The 20,931-nt window shown below is 42.1% G+C and carries 19 protein-coding genes; 14 read left to right on the forward strand and 5 right to left on the reverse strand.

The genetic code is table 11. The features are described from left to right. Positions 1-72 precede the first annotated feature (72 nt). The gene (locus M3636_RS06015) at positions 73-855 is read right to left on the reverse strand and encodes an SDR family NAD(P)-dependent oxidoreductase (RefSeq protein WP_251381547.1); all 783 of its coding nucleotides are present in this window, start codon (positions 853-855) and stop codon (positions 73-75) included. 113 nt (positions 856-968) lie between these two features. Here M3636_RS06015 and M3636_RS06020 point away from each other — a divergent pair, with 113 nt between their 5' ends. Together M3636_RS06020 and M3636_RS06025 are read left to right on the forward strand one after the other, a co-directional pair. Beyond that, positions 969-1,325, forward strand: a complete 357-nt coding sequence (locus tag M3636_RS06020) for a MerR family transcriptional regulator (protein ID WP_128101792.1) — start codon at positions 969-971, stop codon at positions 1,323-1,325. Between the two features lie 142 nt (positions 1,326-1,467). Further along, positions 1,468-2,340 (forward strand): YitT family protein, encoded by an 873-nt coding sequence (locus tag M3636_RS06025; RefSeq protein ID WP_056690207.1) that lies wholly within the window; start codon positions 1,468-1,470, stop codon positions 2,338-2,340. Between the two features lie 57 nt (positions 2,341-2,397). On the opposite strand, the gene M3636_RS06030 is transcribed toward M3636_RS06025, so the two are convergent. Continuing rightward, positions 2,398-3,069 carry a cyclase family protein gene (locus M3636_RS06030; protein ID WP_251381548.1) on the reverse strand — a complete coding sequence of 224 codons (672 nt, stop codon included), beginning with the start codon at positions 3,067-3,069 and terminating at the stop codon, positions 2,398-2,400. A gap of 265 nt (positions 3,070-3,334) precedes the next feature. Here M3636_RS06030 and M3636_RS06035 point away from each other — a divergent pair, with 265 nt between their 5' ends. From M3636_RS06035 to M3636_RS06045, 3 genes are read left to right on the forward strand one after another with little or no spacing between them, the layout of a single operon-like run. Next, positions 3,335-3,949, forward strand: a complete 615-nt coding sequence (locus M3636_RS06035; RefSeq protein WP_145410916.1) for a YwqG family protein — start codon at positions 3,335-3,337, stop codon at positions 3,947-3,949. A 1-nt stretch (position 3,950) separates the two neighbouring features. Beyond that, a complete protein-coding gene (locus M3636_RS06040) occupies positions 3,951-4,373 on the forward strand; it encodes a hypothetical protein (RefSeq protein WP_251381549.1) in 423 nt (140 codons plus the stop codon). Between the two features lie 33 nt (positions 4,374-4,406). Continuing rightward, positions 4,407-5,075, forward strand: coding sequence for a hypothetical protein (locus M3636_RS06045; protein ID WP_251381550.1), 669 nt, complete (start codon positions 4,407-4,409; stop codon positions 5,073-5,075). 39 nt (positions 5,076-5,114) lie between these two features. Here the strand turns inward: M3636_RS06045 and M3636_RS06050 are convergent, their stop codons facing one another. Continuing rightward, entirely contained in the window at positions 5,115-5,846 is a 732-nt protein-coding gene (locus M3636_RS06050; RefSeq protein WP_145410918.1) for a MurR/RpiR family transcriptional regulator, read from the reverse strand. 224 nt (positions 5,847-6,070) lie between these two features. On the opposite strand from M3636_RS06050, the gene M3636_RS06055 reads away from it, so the two are divergent. The 4 genes from M3636_RS06055 (at position 6,071) to M3636_RS06070 (ending at position 10,586) form a co-directional block, all read left to right on the forward strand. Continuing rightward, the gene (locus tag M3636_RS06055; RefSeq protein WP_251381551.1) at positions 6,071-7,495 is read left to right on the forward strand and encodes a glycoside hydrolase family 1 protein; all 1,425 of its coding nucleotides are present in this window, start codon (positions 6,071-6,073) and stop codon (positions 7,493-7,495) included. A gap of 137 nt (positions 7,496-7,632) precedes the next feature. After that, positions 7,633-7,821 carry a hypothetical protein gene (locus M3636_RS06060; RefSeq protein ID WP_128101799.1) on the forward strand — a complete coding sequence of 63 codons (189 nt, stop codon included), beginning with the start codon at positions 7,633-7,635 and terminating at the stop codon, positions 7,819-7,821. Between the two features lie 118 nt (positions 7,822-7,939). After that, a complete protein-coding gene (locus M3636_RS06065; RefSeq protein WP_251381552.1) occupies positions 7,940-9,973 on the forward strand; it encodes an ABC transporter substrate-binding protein in 2,034 nt (677 codons plus the stop codon). A 25-nt stretch (positions 9,974-9,998) separates the two neighbouring features. Continuing rightward, complete coding sequence (locus M3636_RS06070; protein ID WP_251381553.1) at positions 9,999-10,586, forward strand: nitroreductase family protein; 588 nt, start codon at positions 9,999-10,001, stop codon at positions 10,584-10,586. Positions 10,587-10,704: 118 nt separating this feature from the next. Here the strand turns inward: M3636_RS06070 and M3636_RS06075 are convergent, their stop codons facing one another. Then, a complete protein-coding gene (locus tag M3636_RS06075; RefSeq protein ID WP_128101801.1) occupies positions 10,705-11,595 on the reverse strand; it encodes an AraC family transcriptional regulator in 891 nt (296 codons plus the stop codon). 315 nt (positions 11,596-11,910) lie between these two features. Between M3636_RS06075 and M3636_RS06080 the strand changes: the two genes are divergently transcribed. The 3 genes from M3636_RS06080 to M3636_RS06090 all read left to right on the forward strand — a co-directional run bounded on the left by M3636_RS06080 (position 11,911) and on the right by M3636_RS06090 (position 16,169). After that, positions 11,911-13,578 (forward strand): glycoside hydrolase family 43 protein, encoded by a 1,668-nt coding sequence (locus M3636_RS06080; RefSeq protein ID WP_251381554.1) that lies wholly within the window; start codon positions 11,911-11,913, stop codon positions 13,576-13,578. A 20-nt stretch (positions 13,579-13,598) separates the two neighbouring features. After that, positions 13,599-14,837 carry an MFS transporter gene (locus tag M3636_RS06085; protein ID WP_128101803.1) on the forward strand — a complete coding sequence of 413 codons (1,239 nt, stop codon included), beginning with the start codon at positions 13,599-13,601 and terminating at the stop codon, positions 14,835-14,837. 195 nt (positions 14,838-15,032) lie between these two features. Further along, on the forward strand, positions 15,033-16,169 hold the full coding sequence (locus M3636_RS06090) for a serine hydrolase domain-containing protein (RefSeq protein ID WP_251381555.1): 1,137 nt from the start codon (positions 15,033-15,035) through the stop codon (positions 16,167-16,169). A gap of 63 nt (positions 16,170-16,232) precedes the next feature. Here M3636_RS06090 and M3636_RS06095 read toward each other — a convergent pair whose 3' ends face one another. Next, positions 16,233-17,210, reverse strand: coding sequence for a DMT family transporter (locus tag M3636_RS06095; RefSeq protein WP_251381556.1), 978 nt, complete (start codon positions 17,208-17,210; stop codon positions 16,233-16,235). Between the two features lie 286 nt (positions 17,211-17,496). Between M3636_RS06095 and M3636_RS06100 the strand changes: the two genes are divergently transcribed. Together M3636_RS06100 and ppsA are read left to right on the forward strand one after the other, a co-directional pair. Beyond that, positions 17,497-17,910: an ASCH domain-containing protein gene (locus tag M3636_RS06100; protein WP_128104441.1), complete on the forward strand. Its 414-nt coding sequence runs from the start codon at positions 17,497-17,499 to the stop codon at positions 17,908-17,910. A 340-nt stretch (positions 17,911-18,250) separates the two neighbouring features. Continuing rightward, a complete protein-coding gene (gene ppsA / locus M3636_RS06105) occupies positions 18,251-20,848 on the forward strand; it encodes a phosphoenolpyruvate synthase (RefSeq protein WP_251381558.1) in 2,598 nt (865 codons plus the stop codon). The last annotated feature ends 83 nt before the right edge of the window (positions 20,849-20,931 follow it).

Raw genomic sequence — 20,931 nt, forward strand, 5'->3', positions numbered from 1 at the left:
TTGTAATTATATAAGTAAAAAGAGCAGTTCCCAAATCACACTCGTGTGACCTGGAACTGCTCTTTTTTTGGTTTACTCGTTTGAATCAACGGGTTTACTTGCTGCTCTGGCGGCATAAGGAAAGATGGGATCTTTCAGTTCGAATTCATACGTTAGTCCATTAACGATCCCTACGACATATTCGCTGTCATACAGGTCTAGTAAAAATCCGGCCATCTGCTCGGCTGTATGGAACTTAGGCACACGCCCTTCATACTGGAACTGATCTAGATCAAAGGCACGTTCGGCAAACTCGGTTTCTGTAGCAGCAGGTGCGAGTACTTTGGCTTGCATGGGAACATGTTTACTTTTAAGCTCTTGAGCCAGACCTTCGGTAAAGGCGCTGACATAAAACTTGGTTGCACAATACGTTACCGCATCCGGTACAATTGTATAGCCGCCTCCTGAAGAGATGTTGATAATCTGTGTGCCCGTAGTTTCGGCATAATCCCGAACATATAGAGTGGAGAGAATCGTAAGTGCTTCAATGTTGAGATGAAGCATTTGTTCAATTTTAGGCAAATGTTGTTCACCAACTGAGGCAAAATTGCCAAAGCCCGCATTGTTGATCCATGTTTCGATGGAATAACCGTTCAAGCTTTCATAGAAAGCATGTACATTCGCGGCAATGGATAGATCTACGGTGCGAATGACAACGTCTAACGTGTTATCGATCTCGGCAACTTTGGATTTTAACTGTTCCAACTCAGCGGTTCTGCGTGCAGCTAAGATCAGATGTTTGCCACGTGCGGCAAAGGCCAAAGCTGCTTCATATCCAATACCTGAACTTGCTCCAGTAATTACGGTGTATTTCATGAGAATTCCTCCGAATCTAATTTCAGTATTTAATATTGTGATGTGGCTACGAGTTGATTATACTGATTAGAGCTTACTCTAAGTCAAGCAAGAAAATGGAAAGGAGTACAACCATGCATACCATTGGTGAAGTCGCTGAATTGCTCGGGATCAGTGCCCACACGTTGAGATATTACGAGAAAGAGCAGATCATCATTCCACTTCGTGATGCCGGTGGAGATAGGCGATACAATGAGTCTCATCTCAAATGGCTGCAGTTTGTCATCAAGTTAAAAGAAACACAAATGCCGATCGCTGTCATTAAAAAGTATGCTTCGTTATTTCAAGAAGGCGAGCATACGGCTCCAGAACGTTTGAAGCTGCTGGAGAATCATAAGCGAGCCGTTGAAGATCAGATGAACAACCTTCATGCCGCGAACGAAATGCTTGAACTCAAAATTATGGCATATCGATCATTTATCGGGAAATAATGTAATGAGGTTGGATTCAATAGGAGTATAACCTGCTTTGATTAAATGACCTTCTATTGCCAAAAGTGTGATTTTTGTTATAGACTATTTTTTATGTTTGCTAAAATTCATGTTGTTCATCGTTCATCAAGGGGGAAATGGAATGAATCAAAACAGAATACAAAAATCGAACAAGCTGAAGATCCTCTCCAAAGTATTGTTAATCATTATCGGGGGATTTATCACGGCATATGGTCTGGAAGCCATATTGATTCCTAACAATGTCTCGGACGGCGGCGTAACCGGCCTTAGCATCGTAGGATCACAATTGTTCGGACTACCACTCGGTATGTTAATCGGGCTTATTAACATTCCTTTTGTATGGCTTGGTTATAAGCAGATCGGTAAGAGCTTTGCCTTATATTCGGTCATCGGTATTGCTTCACTTGCAGTTAGCACGAGTATGATGCACCATGTGCCAACGATTATTCAAGGTGATACCTTGCTGGTTACCGTTGTTGGAGGTATTATTATCGGTTTTGGTATGGGTCTAGCACTACGTAATGGCGGAGCATTAGATGGAATAGACATGTTGGCTGTGTTGTTATCCCGTAAAGTCCCATTTGGAACGAGTGACCTGATCCTGTTCCTCAACATGTTTGTGTTTATCGTCGTGTCTACCGTATTCGGTCTGCAAGGCGCGATTCTGTCAGGGCTTGCGTATTTTATTGCTTCTAAAGTTATACATATCGTTGAAGAAGGCTTGAGCGGTTCCAAGACATTCAAAATTATTACGAATCAACCAGAGATTATGGTCGAAACCATTCGTGATCGTCTAGGACGTGGGGCAACATATACCGATGCGTATGGTGGATACTCTAACGAGCAATTCAAAGAAATTACGTGTGTCATAAACCGGATGGAAGAAAGTAAAATTAAAGATATCATTCATGAAATTGATCCTACGGCTTTTGTAGTCGTATACGATGTAGCCGAAGTTAAAGGCGGGAATTTCAAGAAGAAGGATATTCACTAGAATGAATCAAAAACGCGCTAGAGAGAAGTATTCTCTCGGCGCGTTTTTTTAATACAATTAAGTTTCGGTAAACACCGTTGCAAAACTGCTGTCTACCCCTTCAATATATAATGGGATAGCATATACCTTACTAATATTAGACAGATCATGATTAAGATTCATGTCTTCAATGACGAGAATATACTTGCCGTCTACCCGGTCTTTCCCTAAAATCGTTTGGTGAAAGGCAACGGCCTCATCTGGATGATTAGCCGCACCAGCTGAGATCGCATCCAATCCAACAGCCCGCAACGAGTCAAAGACCATCAGGTAACGGGCGGCAGATGCTGCAAGACCCGGGTTATGATTGCTGTATCGGGCAGGTTCTGTTGACCGAATATTGCCAAAACCAGTGCGAATCAACACTAGATCCGAGCCGGCAATTTGATGTTCATACGGTTCAAGATCTGCTTTGGTAATCAGCTCATCATCTTGTTTAGGGATATCAATAACGACTGGATTGTTAAAGATGAAGTTATCTAACGGAATCTCTGTTAACTTTTTGCCCTGAGGATTAAAATGCCATGGTCCGTCAATGTGTGTACCGTTGTGGTTAAGGGAAGTGGTAATGAACTGATTATACAGATTACCTTGATCTATACTCGACTGCTGCTGGATCTCCACCGGAGGATTTCCGTTATATATGGGAGTATGTGTGCTAAGAGGATAGGACAAGAGCATTCGTGTCATCTTCCAATCGCTCCTTTATGTACTACCTATTATTATCTAGATTGTAATGACTGAAGAGCGCTATACAACTGAAACCTGTCTGAAATACAACACCATCTATCGTTTTATGCAGTGTGTGCTTCTTTCATGAATGATATTACATGATATTAGACAATAAAGTTGCTTCATTACATGTTTCATCGTTATCATTTATGCTTATTCTCTTATTTAAACTACTGTAAAATAGTAAGATCTGACTATGTTGAGGTGGAGTTGATTCTATTTTATGAATGCATATAAAATAACTCATTTTGTTTCAGTGTCCGAATACGAATCGTTTCAGACGAGATTTGGGGGTCAGCCAGATTGGCTAACTTCTCCAGAGTGGCCTGTCAGTGCTGCATGGAATGATCGGCCTATGAAATTTATAGGGCAGGTTCGGTTAGACGAATGGTATGATGATGTGTCTTCCATCAGAATGGCATACATTTTTGTGACACAGCCTGAAGACCAACAAGATTCTTTTTTTGATCCGGATATTATATATCCATACGAAGGTGAGAATGCGGTTATTATTCAGGCCGAGGGTAATATACCAAGCTGCATATCGATTCGAGAGCATGTTACCGGTCCAACCACAGATGAAGATTGTGTTTGGATACCCCAGGTGAAGCAGGTAACCGAGGAGCATGCATCAAACTTTGAAGAAATAGACATCGACAAAATTGGAGGTATCCCCGCATGTATTCAAGGATCTCCAATACAAGATAATGATTGTTTATTACTGCAACTGCATACGAATTGGTTACCTTTCTATATCAATGCTGGCGGAGCGCCAACCATGTTTGTTTTCCTGAAAGAAGCTAAAAATGAAGGCTATATTATGGTGGAGGATACCTAAGATGATGAAACGAATTCATAAACCGTATCTTTTTTTTCTGCTCTGGAATGTGCTGATGGTCGGTCTTCTCGTTCTATTTCCATCCATACTGACATTTATTATCCTGTGTATATGGACGATGACGTTAACCAGAAGGTGGCTTAATGATCATCGTGATCGCTCGGGTCCGATGTATGCTCTGATACCTATTGTAGCTATTTTGTTGTGTGGTCTCTTTATCTTCATGGAAGTTCAATTCATTCACAATTTAGGCGAACAGCTGAACGGTTACACGAATGATCCCGATTCGGCAGTCTACCGCTTTGGCTGGCTGAACCAGTATACCAATACACTGTATTATAACTTTCCAATCCTGCTTTTCGGATTGTCGTTCTCTATATTCATAGGCTGGATAATGGAGCGGATACTGCGAAACAGATCATGAACATTTTCTAAACTGAAATGGAGAAAAAGGATAATGAGAACGAACACATTAATGGCGGCATTGTTGTGCAGCTTAACAATTGTTGTATTGGGCTGCTCAACGGATCAACAACTTGTTGCAAGTCTTACCGATGACAGAATAGAAGAACTACGTGAAGAATATCCACTTTCAGCAGGTAGTCCTGCGTATGTACAGACGATAGATGTCTCCTTTGATCAAATTCTAGAGATATCCGATGCAGTAATTATAGCTGAAGTGTTGAAACAAAATGAGAATTTCCAAGCTACTTTATCTACAGAACCAGGAACACCAGAGGGGGATTTTGCCGAGAAGGATAAGGCTCAAGGCATGGAGCCATATAAACCAACGTTTGTTTCCTATAAGGTTAAGGTACACCGGGTAATCGTCGGAGAAGAGGTTAACGAGAACATTAATTTATTTTATAATGCTGACTTCGTTGGAGTTGAACCCAATCTGAAACCCGGTATGAAAATAGTGACTTCCATCAAAGAAGGAACTGCCCCTGAACAAAAGGGGAGTTACTCTTTTACTAGGTATGCTACGTATTACGTTGTAGATGATAACTATGTACTATCTGCGTTCCAAGGGAACACGGAAGAGATGAGAAATTTCACCAAACAAACAGATGGAAAAACACTAATTAACATGGTGGAGCACATTGAAGAACTCTGGGCAAATTAAATTAGGTTAAACCAAGTGTATCTTGAGCGAAGTTAAAACTCATTCATATTTGGAAACTTCTCGAGCCATCCATTCCAATAGAAAGAGAACAGGGAATTGGGTGGTTATATTTGCTGATTCATAGTACTCCTCATTTACATAATAAGGAATGTTGATATCGGAGATTTTGGCTATTGTAGATTGACGATTATTCGTAATACTCACAATTTTATTTTTCTCCTGCTTGATCTGTGTCAGATGAGGGAGGATGAATGGATTTTCACCTGAGGTGGATAATGCAATCGTAACGCTGTTCTCACGTATCTTGGCATGGACAGGGAACTGAGGATCATTAATATACATCGAGAACGTTCCAAGGCTTGAGAAATATCTTGCGCCATACTCCGCCATAATTCCTGAACTCCCTGTGCCGATAAAAATGACACTGCTGGCTGTGGACACCAATTGTGCTGCTGTTCTAATCTTCTCTTCCAATTCAGGATTCTGGGAACGCTCGAAAAATTCATACACAGCATGATGAGGACTTTTCAAGGCTTTTGTTGATTTTCTTTTGTGCTGAGCCAGTAGCATTTTCAGCTTCACTTTAAACTCCGAAAACCCCTCACATTGGTTCTTTCGACAAAATCGAAGAATCGTTGCAGTAGAGACATGCGTCTCATCTGCCAACTCTCTTATACGCATGTAAGCAACCTTCTCCATGTTCTGTGAAATGTAGTTATAGATCGATAGTTCCAAGTCGTTATATGAAGAAATCTGCTCGTTAGAAAACATGTAATATATCCTCCTTTAATTCTTTAGAACATACAGAATGCAAGTAACCTTTCTAATGTATTATAACTAATCGTGAAAAACAACCTGTTACATCGATGTAACAAATGTGAATCTTTGTTAACTCGGACTAAACGCCACAAAGTATATATTTTGATCCGTATTATAAGTAACATTAGTTAAGCAACATATATACGACTAGGTTAAACTTGAAAGGGTGGAACAGCATGAAGCAAGCAGCATTTACATTTCCCGCTGATTTTCTGTGGGGAGGATCTGTATCGGCTAACCAATTAGAAGGTGCTTATTTAGAAGATGGAAAAGGGTTATCCATTCAGGATGTTATGCCCAATGGGATTATGACGCCTCCCACAGCAGAACCGACAGATGATAATATGAAGCTGATTGGCATTGACTTCTATCACCGATACAAAGACGATATTAAACTGCTCGCCGAGATGGGCTTTAAAGTGTTCCGAACGTCGATCGCCTGGTCTAGAATTTTCCCGAAGGGTGATGAACTAGAACCCAATGAAAAAGGGCTTCAATTTTATGATGATCTCTTTGACGAGTGTCGCAAATACGACATTGAGCCTTTAGTTACCATTTCTCATTATGAAACTCCTCTTCACCTTTCTAGAGAATATGATGGTTGGATTAATCGTAAAATGGTCGGTTTCTATGAACGATATGTGCGAACTATATTTGCAAGATATAAAGACAAGGTGAAATACTGGCTAACATTCAATGAGATTAATTCTATTTTGGAGCATCCGTTTATTAGTGGAGGGATCAGTACACCTAAGGAACAACTGACGAAACAGGAGTTATATCAAGCGGTTCATCACGAATTTGTTGCAAGTGCACTGGCAGTGAAGATTGGCCATGAAATGAATCCGAATTTCAAAATTGGTTGTATGGTTATCGCAATGCCGATATACCCACTGACTCCAGATCCTGATGATGTCATTCGTATGATGGAGGCTGACCACCAAAATACATTTTTTGCCGATGTTCATGTCCGTGGGCATTACCCGGGTTATATGAAAAGGTATTTGAAAGAGAGTGGCATTACGATTCATTTTGAACCTGGAGACGAAGAAATTCTGACACACACTGTTGACTTTATTTCGTTTAGTTATTACCAAAGTAGCTGTGAAACTGCTGATCCAGCCAAACAAATTAAAGGTGAAGGTAACTTAATTGGTGGTGTGCCTAATCCATACTTGAAAGCGAGCGATTGGGGATGGCAGATTGACCCTCAAGGTTTGCGATATATTATGAATGCGTTCTATGACCGTTATCAGAAACCGTTGTTTATCGTGGAGAATGGATTAGGTGCCTTGGATGACTTGATCACATATGCCAACGGTGAGAAAACGGTAGAGGATGACTACCGAATTGATTATCTGAAGCAGCATTTGATTCAAGTCGCAGAGGCAATGCAGGACGGTGTTGAACTAATGGGTTATGCGACATGGGGATGTATAGATCTAGTCAGCGCAACAACGGCTCAGTTGAAGAAACGATATGGATTCATCTATGTAGATCGTCATGATGACGGCTCAGGCACACTGGAACGTTATCGTAAAAAGTCATTTTACTGGTATAAAGATGTGATCCAGAGCAATGGCGGTAGTTTATTCGAATAAGCGTTAAACGATGTGCTGAATAGAGTTGTTAAATGCAATCGTTAATTGCAATTCTTCATGCATAAGCTTTGCGTCCTTATGGAAAACTTATGTAGTGCGTTGAAATAAACATGATTTTATTTAGGGGAGGTAACCTCATGACTAATCAGGATCCACAACAGCTTCTGAAGCAAAAGCATGAACAGGATGAACATAAACGACAGTTCACCCGATTCTCCCGTAACATTTCAGGACATGGCGAGATGGAAGCAGGTCAAGAATTCAGTCAAGACCATGTGTCTGACGACCAGAACCGCATGAAATCTGTTGAGAACAGACGCACATAAGCAGTAGAAAGTTAACAAATAAGCTGATCCTTCGGGATTGGCTTATTTGTTGTGTTATTGAGTTAAGTCCAAAGATATCTATTGTCGTTGAGAATTATTCTCGATAGAATGGAGGAAAGTGAAAGTATGGTTTATTACGCCGATGATAAGCTCAAGTGAACTGTTGTGGAAGGTGGAAGACATGCACGTAGAAGAACATGTTAAACTTTGGAATTTGGCCTCTATTAAAATATGGGATGTGCGTCACGTTATTATGCGTGCTGGCGAGTCGATTAGTGCCTATCGATTTCCAATCAGTGGTTTTATCTACACAGTACGAGGCAATGCGATGGTGGCACTAGATGACACAATATACACAATTGATCGAATGCAAATATTACATGGAGGTAAGGGAGTATGCTTGAATATTGACTCCATTGAAAAACAGTTTGAATACTACCTCATATTCTATCGTGCTCAGTTGACGTTACCCATGAGCCGCGAGAATCAAGCGTTATTGAAGCAGCATATTCCTTTTCATGTTCAATATGCGTTTGTCCCCGAGTATCCTATTGACTTATACAATAAGGTTAAAAACATAAATAACGATTGGAATCGGAACAATGCGTTCGCAAAATTTCAGGTGAAGACGTTGTTCTATCAATTTATAAATGAATTGTTGCGACAGTTAAGTGCGCAGAGCATTGAAGCAGTGAAGCCTAATCTCGTAGTTCAAGCTGTTCGTTATCTACATGAAAACTATACATTACCAATTATGGTGGAGCCGCTCGCAGAACTTCTGGATTGCAGTGCGGGTCATTTGTCGCGAATCTTCAAAAAAGAGACCGGCAGCAGCCTGATTACGTATTTAACCCGGATTCGAATGGATAAAGCGACGGAGCTGCTGCTGCATACCGATGCGTCTCTGCAGCAGGTTGCTGACAGTATAGGCATTCCAGATGTTGTATATTTTAATCGCTTGTTCAAAAAGCATGTAGGGCTTTCTCCAGGTCGCTTCAAACAGAAATGTATCCCACTGCGATCCGATCAGAATTATGCTATGCGAGAATCAGAATTGTCCATTGTCAGCCCTAAGTATCGAGGTTATGATCCTATTGATGATGATAATTATTATCAATACAAACCCGAAGGAGAGTCATATACATCTATGAGATCGAGAAAACCCATTGCATTGCTTCTAATGCTCAGCCTTACCTTATTAATCTCTGCTTGTTCACCCACTTCAGGGAATTCAACAGTGAATAGTAATGGGACAAGCAGTACGAATCAACCAGCCACCGAAGTTGCTCAGACAGCCGAAGCAACACAACAAGAGCGAGTTGTAACGCATCCATGGGGGGAAACCGTTATTAAAGGTGAGCCTCAGCACATTATTTCTCTGTTTCCAGCGGCAACGGACTATTTGTTAGCACTCGGTATCGTACCTGAAGCAGCATCAAGTAATGAGGAGGGTAGTGATCAGTTTCCTACTTATCTGTCTGACCAGTTGCAAGGAAGTAAAAATATAGGTTGGCAGGTTGACCCGAACTTTGAAAGTATATTGGCAGCAGAGCCGGATCTCATTATTGGTCAGGATTTCATGAGTGATGCCTATAGTAGCCTCAGCAAAATTGCACCCACTTTACTAGCTGAGAAGTTAAAAGACGACCAGGGCATTATTCGTATGAAAACGAGTCTTCTTCATATGGGAGATATGTTAGGGAAGACAGAGCAAGCTAAGCAAGTTATTGAAGATTACGAGGCGAAGGCTAAAGACGCTCAGGCGAAGATCAAGCAAGCCATTGGGGATGAGACTGTTATGTTCCTAAGCTTATCGGACAAAGAAGTCAGGTATTATAGTAAGAGAAACTATGAGGTTCTGTACGACGATCTTGGACTTACGCCTCCGCCATCCATACCTGATCCGTCTGAATCAATGAAAGTGATCTCGATGGAAATGCTGCCAACGATCAATCCAGATCATATTTTCCTGTTGTCTTCCGATCCGAATGAAACGAGCGAGCTTGAGAAAACGGCCGTCTGGAAAGGACTGAACGCTGTGAAGAACAACCATGTATACAATGTGGATTACGGCTTGTGGTTCCAAGGGCCAGGAGGGCCGATCGGACAGACCAAAATTATAGAGGAAACGGTGCAGTTTCTAACTCAATAAGGAGTGGAAGGGAGGACAATATACGATGGGAACATCTGCGATGGAGACGTTAATTCGTAAACGAAGAACCATTCGTCAATTCAATGGAAAACGACTAACAAAAGAAACAATCCTTCAGTTGCTGGACGCAGCTGTATGGGCACCGGTGCACTCACGTAAAGAACCATGGCGCTTCATATTGTTTATGGAAGAGGGTAGGAAACAATTTTCTGATGCAGTGCTATATACATTCTCGAAGGAAGAGCGGGAGCGTTGGGCAGAGAAATTAGAGAAAGACTATTGTGATTCGATGCAGGCGCATTTGCTCGTTGTGATTGATGCTGATCCAAGACAACGGGTGTGGGAAGATGCCGTAGGTGCAGCTTCAGCATTGATTCAGAACATACAGCTCCTGGCTTGGGAGCAGGAAATTGGAGTTGTGTGGAAGACGAATGAGTATAACTTCGATCCAGACTTTTACGCTCGTACGGGTGTAAGAACGGGTGAACGGATCATCGGCACATTGCATCTCGGTTACTTTGATTCGAACAAGGTTCCCAAACCACGTCCACGTACACCTGTGCATCAATTGCTCACTTATATCTCCAGCGTAGAACAGAGCCAACAACAGTGAACATAGCTGGTTAAAAGTTCATATGAATCCACTTCAAGTCGCTATAATAGCGGCTTTTTTTGTTGTGATGATCTAAGTTTTACCTCTTAGAAGAGGAAGGGGGAAATCCTCTTCTAAGCTAAAAATTCGTTTTGTTGCGAAACTCCGTTGGGGTAATTCCAGTCCACCGTTTAAACTGTCTGCTGAAGTGAGAAAGGTTTTTGTAGCCTAAACGATGTGCAATCTCAAATAAGGATATTTCCGGTTGTTGTAACAGGATTTTGGCTTCCTGCAATTTCAGATCGGACAAATATTTGCGAGGTGACATCTGATATATTTTCTGGAACACTTCCAGTCCATAATTCGGGCTTATGCCAAGAGATGCAATGATCGGCTGAATATGGATGGTTCGATCTTCCGTATCGTTTGAGGTAATACATTGTTTCTTAAAGCTGCGCTTAATCGCTTCAGCAATTTCTTTGGCATGCTTGGCTGTAGTCATGGATTGGTTGGTGCGGTTGTCCTTATGTAAAGGCTGTATATCAACCAGAACGTCTAACAATTCAAAAAGGTAAATTTGTGCTCTTATTTTGGCTTTGGCGAACAACAAATCAGGTTCGGCGAATATATCAAGCCATTGCTGCAGGCAGGCTTTGAGCTGGCCGTGGTACGGATTAGAAGGCTCATAGATCCAATCACAATTTTTCATAATTTCCATTCGTAAGGACGGTTCATCAATGTCAAAGTGAGCACAGAAATATGTCATGGGCTCCGTGGAGATACATTTATTCGTGTGCTCAAAGCCAGGAGGAATAAGAAGAATATCATCCTTCTTAATGATCAATGGTTCACCTTCAACGACCGTTTCCTGTGCACCTTCTAATACAATTAATATTTCAAAAGCATGGTGAGACTCCTTATGCATTGACCAATTCGAATGCACCGTTTGTTGGTGTGCACCGAAGAAACGGATGTTCCAATCAATACGTGGCAGGATGTTTGTTTTAGTTCCAATCAAGCTTTTATCCATGGTGAATGCCCCTTTGATTTGGGTAAATTTAGCCGTAATTGTACAATCGCCTTCTCCAATTAAATATGATTATAATAAATCTATGCAATAGGAAATCGCTTTCGTGGCTGGTGTGATTATCCCTATGTTATCGATAATGTGGCGAATCGTACGTTTATTATAGTCAATTGAGAAAACGGTATCAAATGTTTGTTTTGCAGAAGAATTTTCATGTAAAAAAGGGCAAACAAATAGGTATCAAAAAGAAAGCGCTTCTATGAAGGCTTAATGGCACCATAATCTATTAGATTAAACGAATAGGATGGAGGAAGGAACATGAGAGAAACGGAAACGATCCAAAATCCTGTTATTCCAGGAATGGCACCAGATCCATCAATTATTCGGGTCGGTGAAGTATTTTACATTGCAACTTCTACGTTTCATTGGAATCCGGGCATACAAATTTTCAAATCAACAGATTTAGCCAACTGGGAGCCGATTGGGTTTGTACTAAATAACGGTGAGGTTAATCTTCGCGGAACGAATACACCGGCTGGGATCTGGGCTCCGCACTTATCCTATGATGCCTCGACCCACAAATACTGGTTAGCCTTTTCTCATATGGTCAATATGGCAGGACGTGAATTCAACTCGGATTCTTATGCAATGTGGGCAGAAGATATCAACGGACCATGGTCAGATCCCATCTATATCACATCCATTGGCTTCGATCCGGCTATTTTCCATGATGATGATGGCAAACATTATGTTACCATTCTTGAGTGGGAAACACGTCAAGGGTACCAAGCCCCAGGACATATTGTCATTGCTGAATTGGATCTGGAGCAGGGCAAGGTCATTGGCCAATGGCACCGTGTAACCCAGGGATTCACGACTCGTGGCTGTGCAGAAGCACCTCAAATTTATAAATATCAAGATTATTATTATCTCATTTTGGCTTCGGGTGGAACCGGTTATGCACATGGCGTTGAGATTGGGCGAGCAAAAAATATTTTTGGTCCATATGAGCCACATCCATCAGGGGAACCGATTATTACCTCATCACCTCGACATCTATTCTCACTTGGTGATCCGGATGCAGGACATGTCGAGATGTACAATCCACATTCCTTTATGCAAAAAGCAGGTCACGGATCATTAGTTCAGACTCAGAATGGCGAATGGTACATGGCCCATCTGATGTCACGTCCACTGGAAGGAACACTCCTGAATCCATTGGGGCGTGAAACCTCGATCCAAAAAATGAAATGGACGCAGGATGGATGGTTAGAAATGAGCGATGGCTCAAATCTCGCTAAGATGCAAGTCGAAGCTATGAAAGGTATTGGATTATCTGAGATGATATCTCATGACGTCGTGGATCATTTTAATAATAATTCATATAATAACGCGTTTATGACTCCGTATCGCAATCAATCAGCGAATTGGGTGAACACGACTGAGCGTCCTGGATATTTACGCATTCATGGTGAAAACTCATTTTTCTCGCAAATGAATCCGGCGATTATGGCTACACGAGCAACCTCGTTTCATTATGAGTTCCAGACAAAAGTTGAATTCAATCCGGATCATTACTCGGAAACAGCGGGTATGGGACTTTATTATGATTCCAACAATTGGATTTATGTACACATGACTCATTCGGAATCGACGGGGGGTACCATTTTAACTGTATTACAGGCTAAACTAGGCGAACGCATCGAGCACGTGCATAACAGGTTTGCTATACCTGATGGTATGGTTGAGTTGAAGCTTGTCTACAATGCCGGTACAGCTCATTTCTTCTATCGTTTGAGTGAAGATAGGGAGTGGGAGGTTGCTCTGGATCAAGTCGATGTTGCATATTTGTCTGATGAAGGTGTGAATGGAGAACCTGGTGAAATTGGTGGATTTACAGGATTGTTTAACTTTGTTGGCTCTGTGGATGCGCACCAGCACGACTCGTTTGCAGATTTTGAATACTATTCTGTTATGAATTTGTAGTCTTAGAGAGGAAGTTCAATATGAATACGATACCACTTAAACGTCTAGTGCCAGGATTAATTATCGGACCTGCTTCCTGGCTGGGGCCATATATAGCAGCGGCAAGTTTGTTTTTGCCTGCCATGATTCAGCATTTAGATGCAGATAATAAAATTGAAATTGTAGCTCTATTTTCAGCACTCGGCATGGTCGTTGCCGCACTATCCAATATGGTAGCTGGTTATTTATCAGACCGTACGAAATCTCGTTTTGGCCAACGCACTCCTTGGTTAGTATCCGGCGCATTCGTATTTATGTTAGCGATGATCTTGGCATCCATGTCCACTTCGATTCCATTTTTGTTAGTCAGTTGGATGTTGGGACAGGTTGCATTGAATTTTATTGTAGCTCCTATGGTCGCTTGGTTAGATTTGGCACCTGAACAAGGGAAAGGCACAGCTTCATCTGCTTATGGCGGGTTAGGGATGGCCCTTGGTAATAATGGTTTTACGATTATTGCAGCTATGTTTCTAGGGCAGTTTCGATTAGGCTTTATCTTATTTGGGATTATTACGTTTGTAGGTACGTTGATCGCAGCTTATATTGTTCGTGAACCATCCAATCTACATGAAAAATTAGATCCAGCAGCAGCGGTAAGAAGGGAGAAAATAACGGCTAAAGAATTAATAGCTGTGATTCCGAAGTGGTCTGTTGGACGAGATTATTATTTGGCTTTATTCGGCAAATTGGCTCAGGGGATTGGAAACTTTGCGATTACAGGTTATTTATTATTCATCATGACAGACTTTCTACACAAAGATACATCTGCTACACAGCAGTCTATTCAATTAGTAAATATCGTTATGTTAATCTTCGGTATTGTTATGGGATTCATTGCAGGCCCCATTTCAGACAAATTTAATCTACTTAAATTACCCGTAGGTTTGTCTACTATTTTTCTGGGCATTGGAGCGTTAAGCATTTTCTTCTTACAAAATGATACCGGTATCATTATTTATGCGTTTATGGCTGGTCTGGGAATGGGGATCTGGAACTCGTTAGATAACCTTCTTAATTTACGAGTTATTCCTGATAAGAACCGAGTGGGGTTATTTCTCGGAATTTATAATCTCGGAAATACGGTAACCCAAGCGATTGCACCTGTTATAGCTGCGATTTTGATCTCACAGATCGGGTTCTCGTCCATTTTCATCATGTCCTTTGTGTTATCTACAATCGGGGGCATCTCCATTCTTGCTATTAAATCTGTATCTAGATAAGTGATCTGAAACGGTAGTAGCGCCAGTTTTCATGATTCTATCCTAACCATTCTCGGTATTATACCGAGAATGGTTGTTTTGCTTTTACTGGAGACGTATATTAATAGAGTGCGCGGAATGTGGGTGAGTGTAGACCACATCGGCAATTGATCATCTATAATGATCATAGATTCTACATACAAGGACGGGGAAAACATGGACTTTAAACCGCTTGCTTCATTTATTGATCGCATCACATCCTGGCGAGTACCGTGGGCAGAGGTGCTTGTCATGCATCAAAATGAACCCGTTTTCCATTATCGGAAGGGGTATGCCAATCTAGAGGAGCAAACGCCAATCGGGGATGGAGCGATCTTCAATCTGTATTCCATGACCAAAATCATGACCTGTGTTGCGGGGCTGCAGCTGGTGGAGAGAGGCGATATGCTGTTAAGTGATCCGTTATCCGAATATTTGCCAGAGTATGCGGACATGAAAGTGAAGAAAACGATGGCGAATGGGGAAGTGCGGCTGGAACAAGCGACCAGAGCGATAACGGTACGTGACTTGTTTACGATGACGGCTGGATTCTCATATGATGTGGGTTGTCCAAGTATACAGGAGATCGTACAGAGTAGTAACGGAACCGCAAGTACACGGGATTTTGCGAAAGCGCTTGCCAAAGAACCGTTGTTATTTGAGCCTGGCACACATTGGAATTACAGTATGTGTCACGATGTACTGGGAGCTCTGGTAGAGGTTGTTAGTGGTAAACGGTTTGGTACGTATTTACGTGATGCAATTATTGAACCACTAGGCATGAAGGATACGGCGTTCGATCTGAATGAAGAGCAGCAGCGTCGTTTGATTCCGCAATATGCTTACAATGATGAGCTTGGGCAAGCGGTACGGATGGATGGCAATGGATTCCGTGTAAGTACAGAGCTGGAGAGTGGTGGAGCAGGGCTGATGTCCACGGTTAGCGACTATGCTCGTTTTCTGAATGCATTGACAGGTCGAGGCACAAGTCCAGACGGTGTGCGAATTCTCTCCCAGGCTTCGGTAGAGCTTATGCGAACAGATCACCTGAATGAAATGACCCGAGGGGACTACTCCTGGGATCATATGGATGGGTATGGTTATGGATTAGGTGTACGTACGCATATCTCCAAAGCAGGCAGTGGATCACTTAGTCCATTAGGTGAATTCGGATGGAGTGGTGCTGCGGGCTGTATGGCGATCATTGATCCGGATTCCGAGCTGACCGTGATGTATGCACAGCATCTATTGAACAGTCAGGAGCCTTATGTTCAGCGGCGGCTGCGTAATGTCGTGTATTCTTGTTTGTCATAAAAAATGTAAGAGCCGCGAATATTTAATTTCGCGGCTCTTTGTAGTAATTATTCAGTTCACGTATTAAGGTTTGTAGTTGGTGACCAACCCTTTATCGCCCTTGGCAGAGACTACCCGATTAACCATGTATATACCGAGTGATACGAACAGCAATGCAACCAGATTTTTCAGTTCCAGAACCGATTCCCCCAAGAACATTGCGGATAGAAATGCACCGAATACAGGAATGAGGAAGTTGTACACAGATACTTTTCCGACTTTGTTGTATTTAAGAAGCAGATTCCACAGGCAGAATGCCACGGAAGATAATAAGGCCAGATAAATTAGGTTTGCTGTAGATGCTAGAGTAAAGTGGGTAACACTTCCGCCGAGTGATAGACCCAGCAAAGTCAGCACGACACCGCCAACAAACAAGCTGATTCCTGTAATAATCATGACATCAATAGTGGCTGTCAAACGTTTGGCGTAGATCGCAGTCACCGAGAAAACTAATGCAGCTATAATCACGAATCCTTCGCCTGTAAGTGAGAAGGAGAACGTGAGCAGATCTGCATGGAAATTTACAATGATAACGCCTACGAACCCGAGCACGCAGCCGACAATTTTATTTTGACTTAACTTATCATTTTTATAGATAAAATGAGCCAGAACAACACTGAAGAACGTTGTTGTTGCGTTCATAATGGAGCCTTTTACACCGGTTGTATTGGCTACCCCAACGTAGAAAAACATATATTGTAGACCGGTTTGAAAGACTCCGAGTGCGCCAAGGCTAGCCCACTCACGCCCGGTCAGCTTCAATCTCTGTTTTCTCACCGTTCGAAACAGGACTAGAAGCAATAAACCGGCTAATGTAAAGCGATATCCAGCAAATACGTATTTGGAGGCGATGTCCTCCGGCAAGATGTTAAAAGCGACATATCCAAGTTTAATGGATGGGTAAGCACTACCCCATAACAAGCAGCATAGGCTTGCTATGAGCATGACAAACAATGGGTCTTGAAATTTACTTCGTTTCTCTGTTATCTCTCTCTCGATCACGTTCCATCTTCTCCTCGCAGTTTCGTACACATATGGTTGTATTAATCTCATCTCCATCAATGACCATATCATAATTCGTACAACTTGTATCGCTAAATGTAAGTAAAGGTGTATTTTCAATAAGATGTGATCAAGATTCGATGGAGCCTGCAATGATCAATACCAGATTAATATGTTAAGATAAGATGAAATCCAACGGAGTATATAGTTATAGGGGGAACGTATAGTGTCAGCAAGTATAGTACAGGAATACTGGCATAAGTTTGCCAAACAGAACGAGTTAAATATGGACACGCCAAGTGCTTGGATGTTTGGAGACGGATCAAAAGCAATGGGAGATGAGTTAGGCGGATTAGTTGTTAGTGGCATGAAAACCGGAACGTGTTCTGCTCATTGTACATATGAGCTAGAGAACGAGGAACTTCCAAAGGTAGGTCGGTACGATATTGTATTAGACGGAGATAACAATCCGTTGGCGATTATCCAAATGACTCAGATTGAAGTCGTGAAAATGAATGAAGTTAGTCATGAGTTTGCTCGATCGGAAGGCGAGGGTGATCTGAGCTATGCGTATTGGTATCAGGAGCATGTTGAATTTTTCACATGGCAATTGAGCCAGTATGGACTTACGTTTACTCCAGAAATACTGCTGGTTTGCCAGACATTTAAAGTTGTGGACGTGTACAGAGCAGCGGTATAGGTACGAAGTGAGTTCTGCGAATGACAGCGTTGCTAGATGAATAGATTGGTACTTGTATACATATCAAGTGGCGAGGCGTGCAATAGTGTAATAATAGAGTTCTAACATGTGTTTGCAATAATAGGGCTAGTCTATGATAAACGATAAAAAGAACCTGATGAAAATTCATCAGGTTCTTTTTGGTTATTGTATGTAAATAAGTACGGTGATATAATCGGAATACAAATTCCTATAATAAGTTAATCGGCATAATGAACCTATCTTCTATTATTAATTTATCATGCCGATAAATTCTTGTCAAATGTTTTTTTTCAAAATAGGCGGATTGGAGTGAGGCTGAATGAGTTCATTCGTTCTCGATTTTCAGGAGATGCACGCAACACAATTGATGCTTGTTGGTGGCAAAGGGCTTAATTTAGGGAAGCTATCCACAGTTGGGGGGATTCATGTTCCTAATGGATTTTGTGCGACTACACGAGCATTTCAACTAGCGCTTGAACAAAATGAAAGTTATCATGCTTTGCTCAAGCAGCTAACGATACTAACTGTACAGGATCAAACAGAGATCGGTGAAATGAGTCTGAAGATTCGTCAAACGATTATGGAAACATTGATTCCTCTAGAAGTAATTCAGGAAATTACAAGCCATCTATCTAAGCTAGGTGTGGATCATGCTTATGCGGTACGTTCGAGTGCTACTGCTGAGGATTTACCTCATGCCTCGTTTGCTGGGCAACAAGACACGTACTTAAACATCATTGGACAAGACGCAATCCTTCATCATATACGCAAATGTTGGGCGTCACTGTTTACCGATCGTGCAGTCATTTATCGAATACAAAATGGGTATGATCACCAGCACGTGTATTGCTCCGTTATCGTGCAGAAAATGATATTTCCACAAGCTTCTGGAATTATGTTCACAGCTGATCCGGTCACATCCAATCGCAACGTGGTATCCATCGATGCTAGTTTTGGACTCGGAGAAGCGCTAGTCTCTGGCATAGTCTCCGCTGACAATTACAAGATCCAGGCAGACAACATTATCAATAAAATTATCAGCACCAAAAAGCTGGCAATCTATGGCCTGCAAGATGGGGGAACGGAAACACGGCAGATCGAACCTGATCAGCAGAGTCTTCAAACCCTTACGGATCAGCAAATGGTACAGCTCGCACACATCGGCAGACAAATTGAGGATTATTTTGGATTTCCACAAGATATTGAATGGTGTCTGGCCGAGGATACTTTCTATATCGTTCAGAGTCGCCCCATTACGACTTTATTTCCAGTCCCTAAGGTGGATGATGCTGACAATCACGTCTATCTATCTGTGGGTCATCAGCAGATGATGACAGATGCCATCAAACCGTTGGGTTTATCCTTTTACCTGCTGATTACGCCAGCACTGATGCGCAGAGCCGGAGGTCGATTATTTGTGGATATTGCACCGATGCTGGCGTCAGCTGCTGGCCGGCAAGCGTTGTTGAATAATTTAAGCTCCGATCCACTTATTGTAGGTGCGCTCAAGACGATCATCGAGCGAGATTTTATAACTGTGCTACCAAGCGACCAGGCATCTGCACCTCCTGCTAGACGTAACACGGATACCCTGCCACCACTTGAGCCTGATTCTAATATCGTTGCTGAATTGATTGAGCGAAGTCAGACTTCAATTAATAATCTTAAGCATAACATTCAAGATAAATCGGGAGCGGAATTGTTTGAATTTATATTGGAAGATGTGCAGGATCTGAAGAAGCATTTATTTGACCCACAAAGTACCGCTGTATTTATGTCTGCTATTCAAGCGTCCGCATGGATAAACGAAAATATGAATGAATGGTTAGGTGAAAAGAACGTAGCGGATACGCTCACACAATCGGTAGAGGGCAATATTACTTCGGAGATGGGTCTGGCGTTAATGGATGTCGCGGATGTCATTCGTCCCTATTCAGATGTAATTGATTATTTGCAGCAAACGGATGATGATAACTTCCTAGATGAGCTCGTGAAGCTGGATGGAGGACAGGAAAGTCGGGATGCAATTCTTGATTTTCTGAGCAAGTACGGCATGCGATGTGCCGGGGAGATTGATATTACAAGAACTCGTTGGAGTGAAAAGCCATTAACACTGGTTCCCATGATTCTTGGTAACATCAAAAATTTTGAGCCGCAGGCGGGTAAGCACAAATTCCAGCAAGGGCTCAAGGAAGCTTTGGAGAAGGAACAAGAGTTAATAGATCGCTTGAAGCAATTACCTGACGGTGAGCAAAAAGCTCATGAAACGAAGCAGAAGATCGAGCTTGTCCGCAAGTTCATTGGTTACCGAGAATATCCGAAGTATGGCATCGTCAGTCGTTATTTTGTTTATAAGCAGGCTCTATTGAGAGATGCTGAACGACTTGTTCAAGCTGGACTGATTCAGAATGTAGAGGATATATATTACCTTGCTTATGAAGAGCTTCACGAAGTTGTCCGCACGAACCAACTGGATCAGCAGTTGATCGATCAACGGAAAGAGGATTACCGATTATTTGAAAAGCTTACGCCTCCACGTGTGATGACATCCGAAGGTGAAATCATTATAGGAGAGTACAATCGGGAACATCTGCCAGCAGGTTCGATTGCAGGTCTGCCTGTCTCTTCTGGTGTCATTGAAGGAAGGGCACGAGTTATTTTAGACATGAAACATATCGATCTGGAAGCAGGGGATATCTTAGTCACTTCGTTTACTGATCCTGGCTGGACACCTTTATTTGTATCTATACAAGGTCTAGTGACGGAAGTTGGCGGACTGATGACGCATGGTGCAGTGATTGCCCGCGAATATGGGTTACCCGCAGTTGTTGGGGTGGAGAATGCAACCCAATTAATCAAAGACGGGCAACGAATTCGTGTGAACGGAACAGAAGGGTATATCGAAATACTCTCTTAACCACGAGCATGATTAATTAACGGAGAGAGACTTGATGTAGGTAAGCTTTTAACAGTTGTTTGGATTCTGAGCAGAGGGCGGAT

The sequence above is a fragment of the Paenibacillus sp. MER 99-2 genome (assembly GCF_023714095.1).
GTDB lineage: Bacteria > Bacillota > Bacilli > Paenibacillales > Paenibacillaceae > Paenibacillus.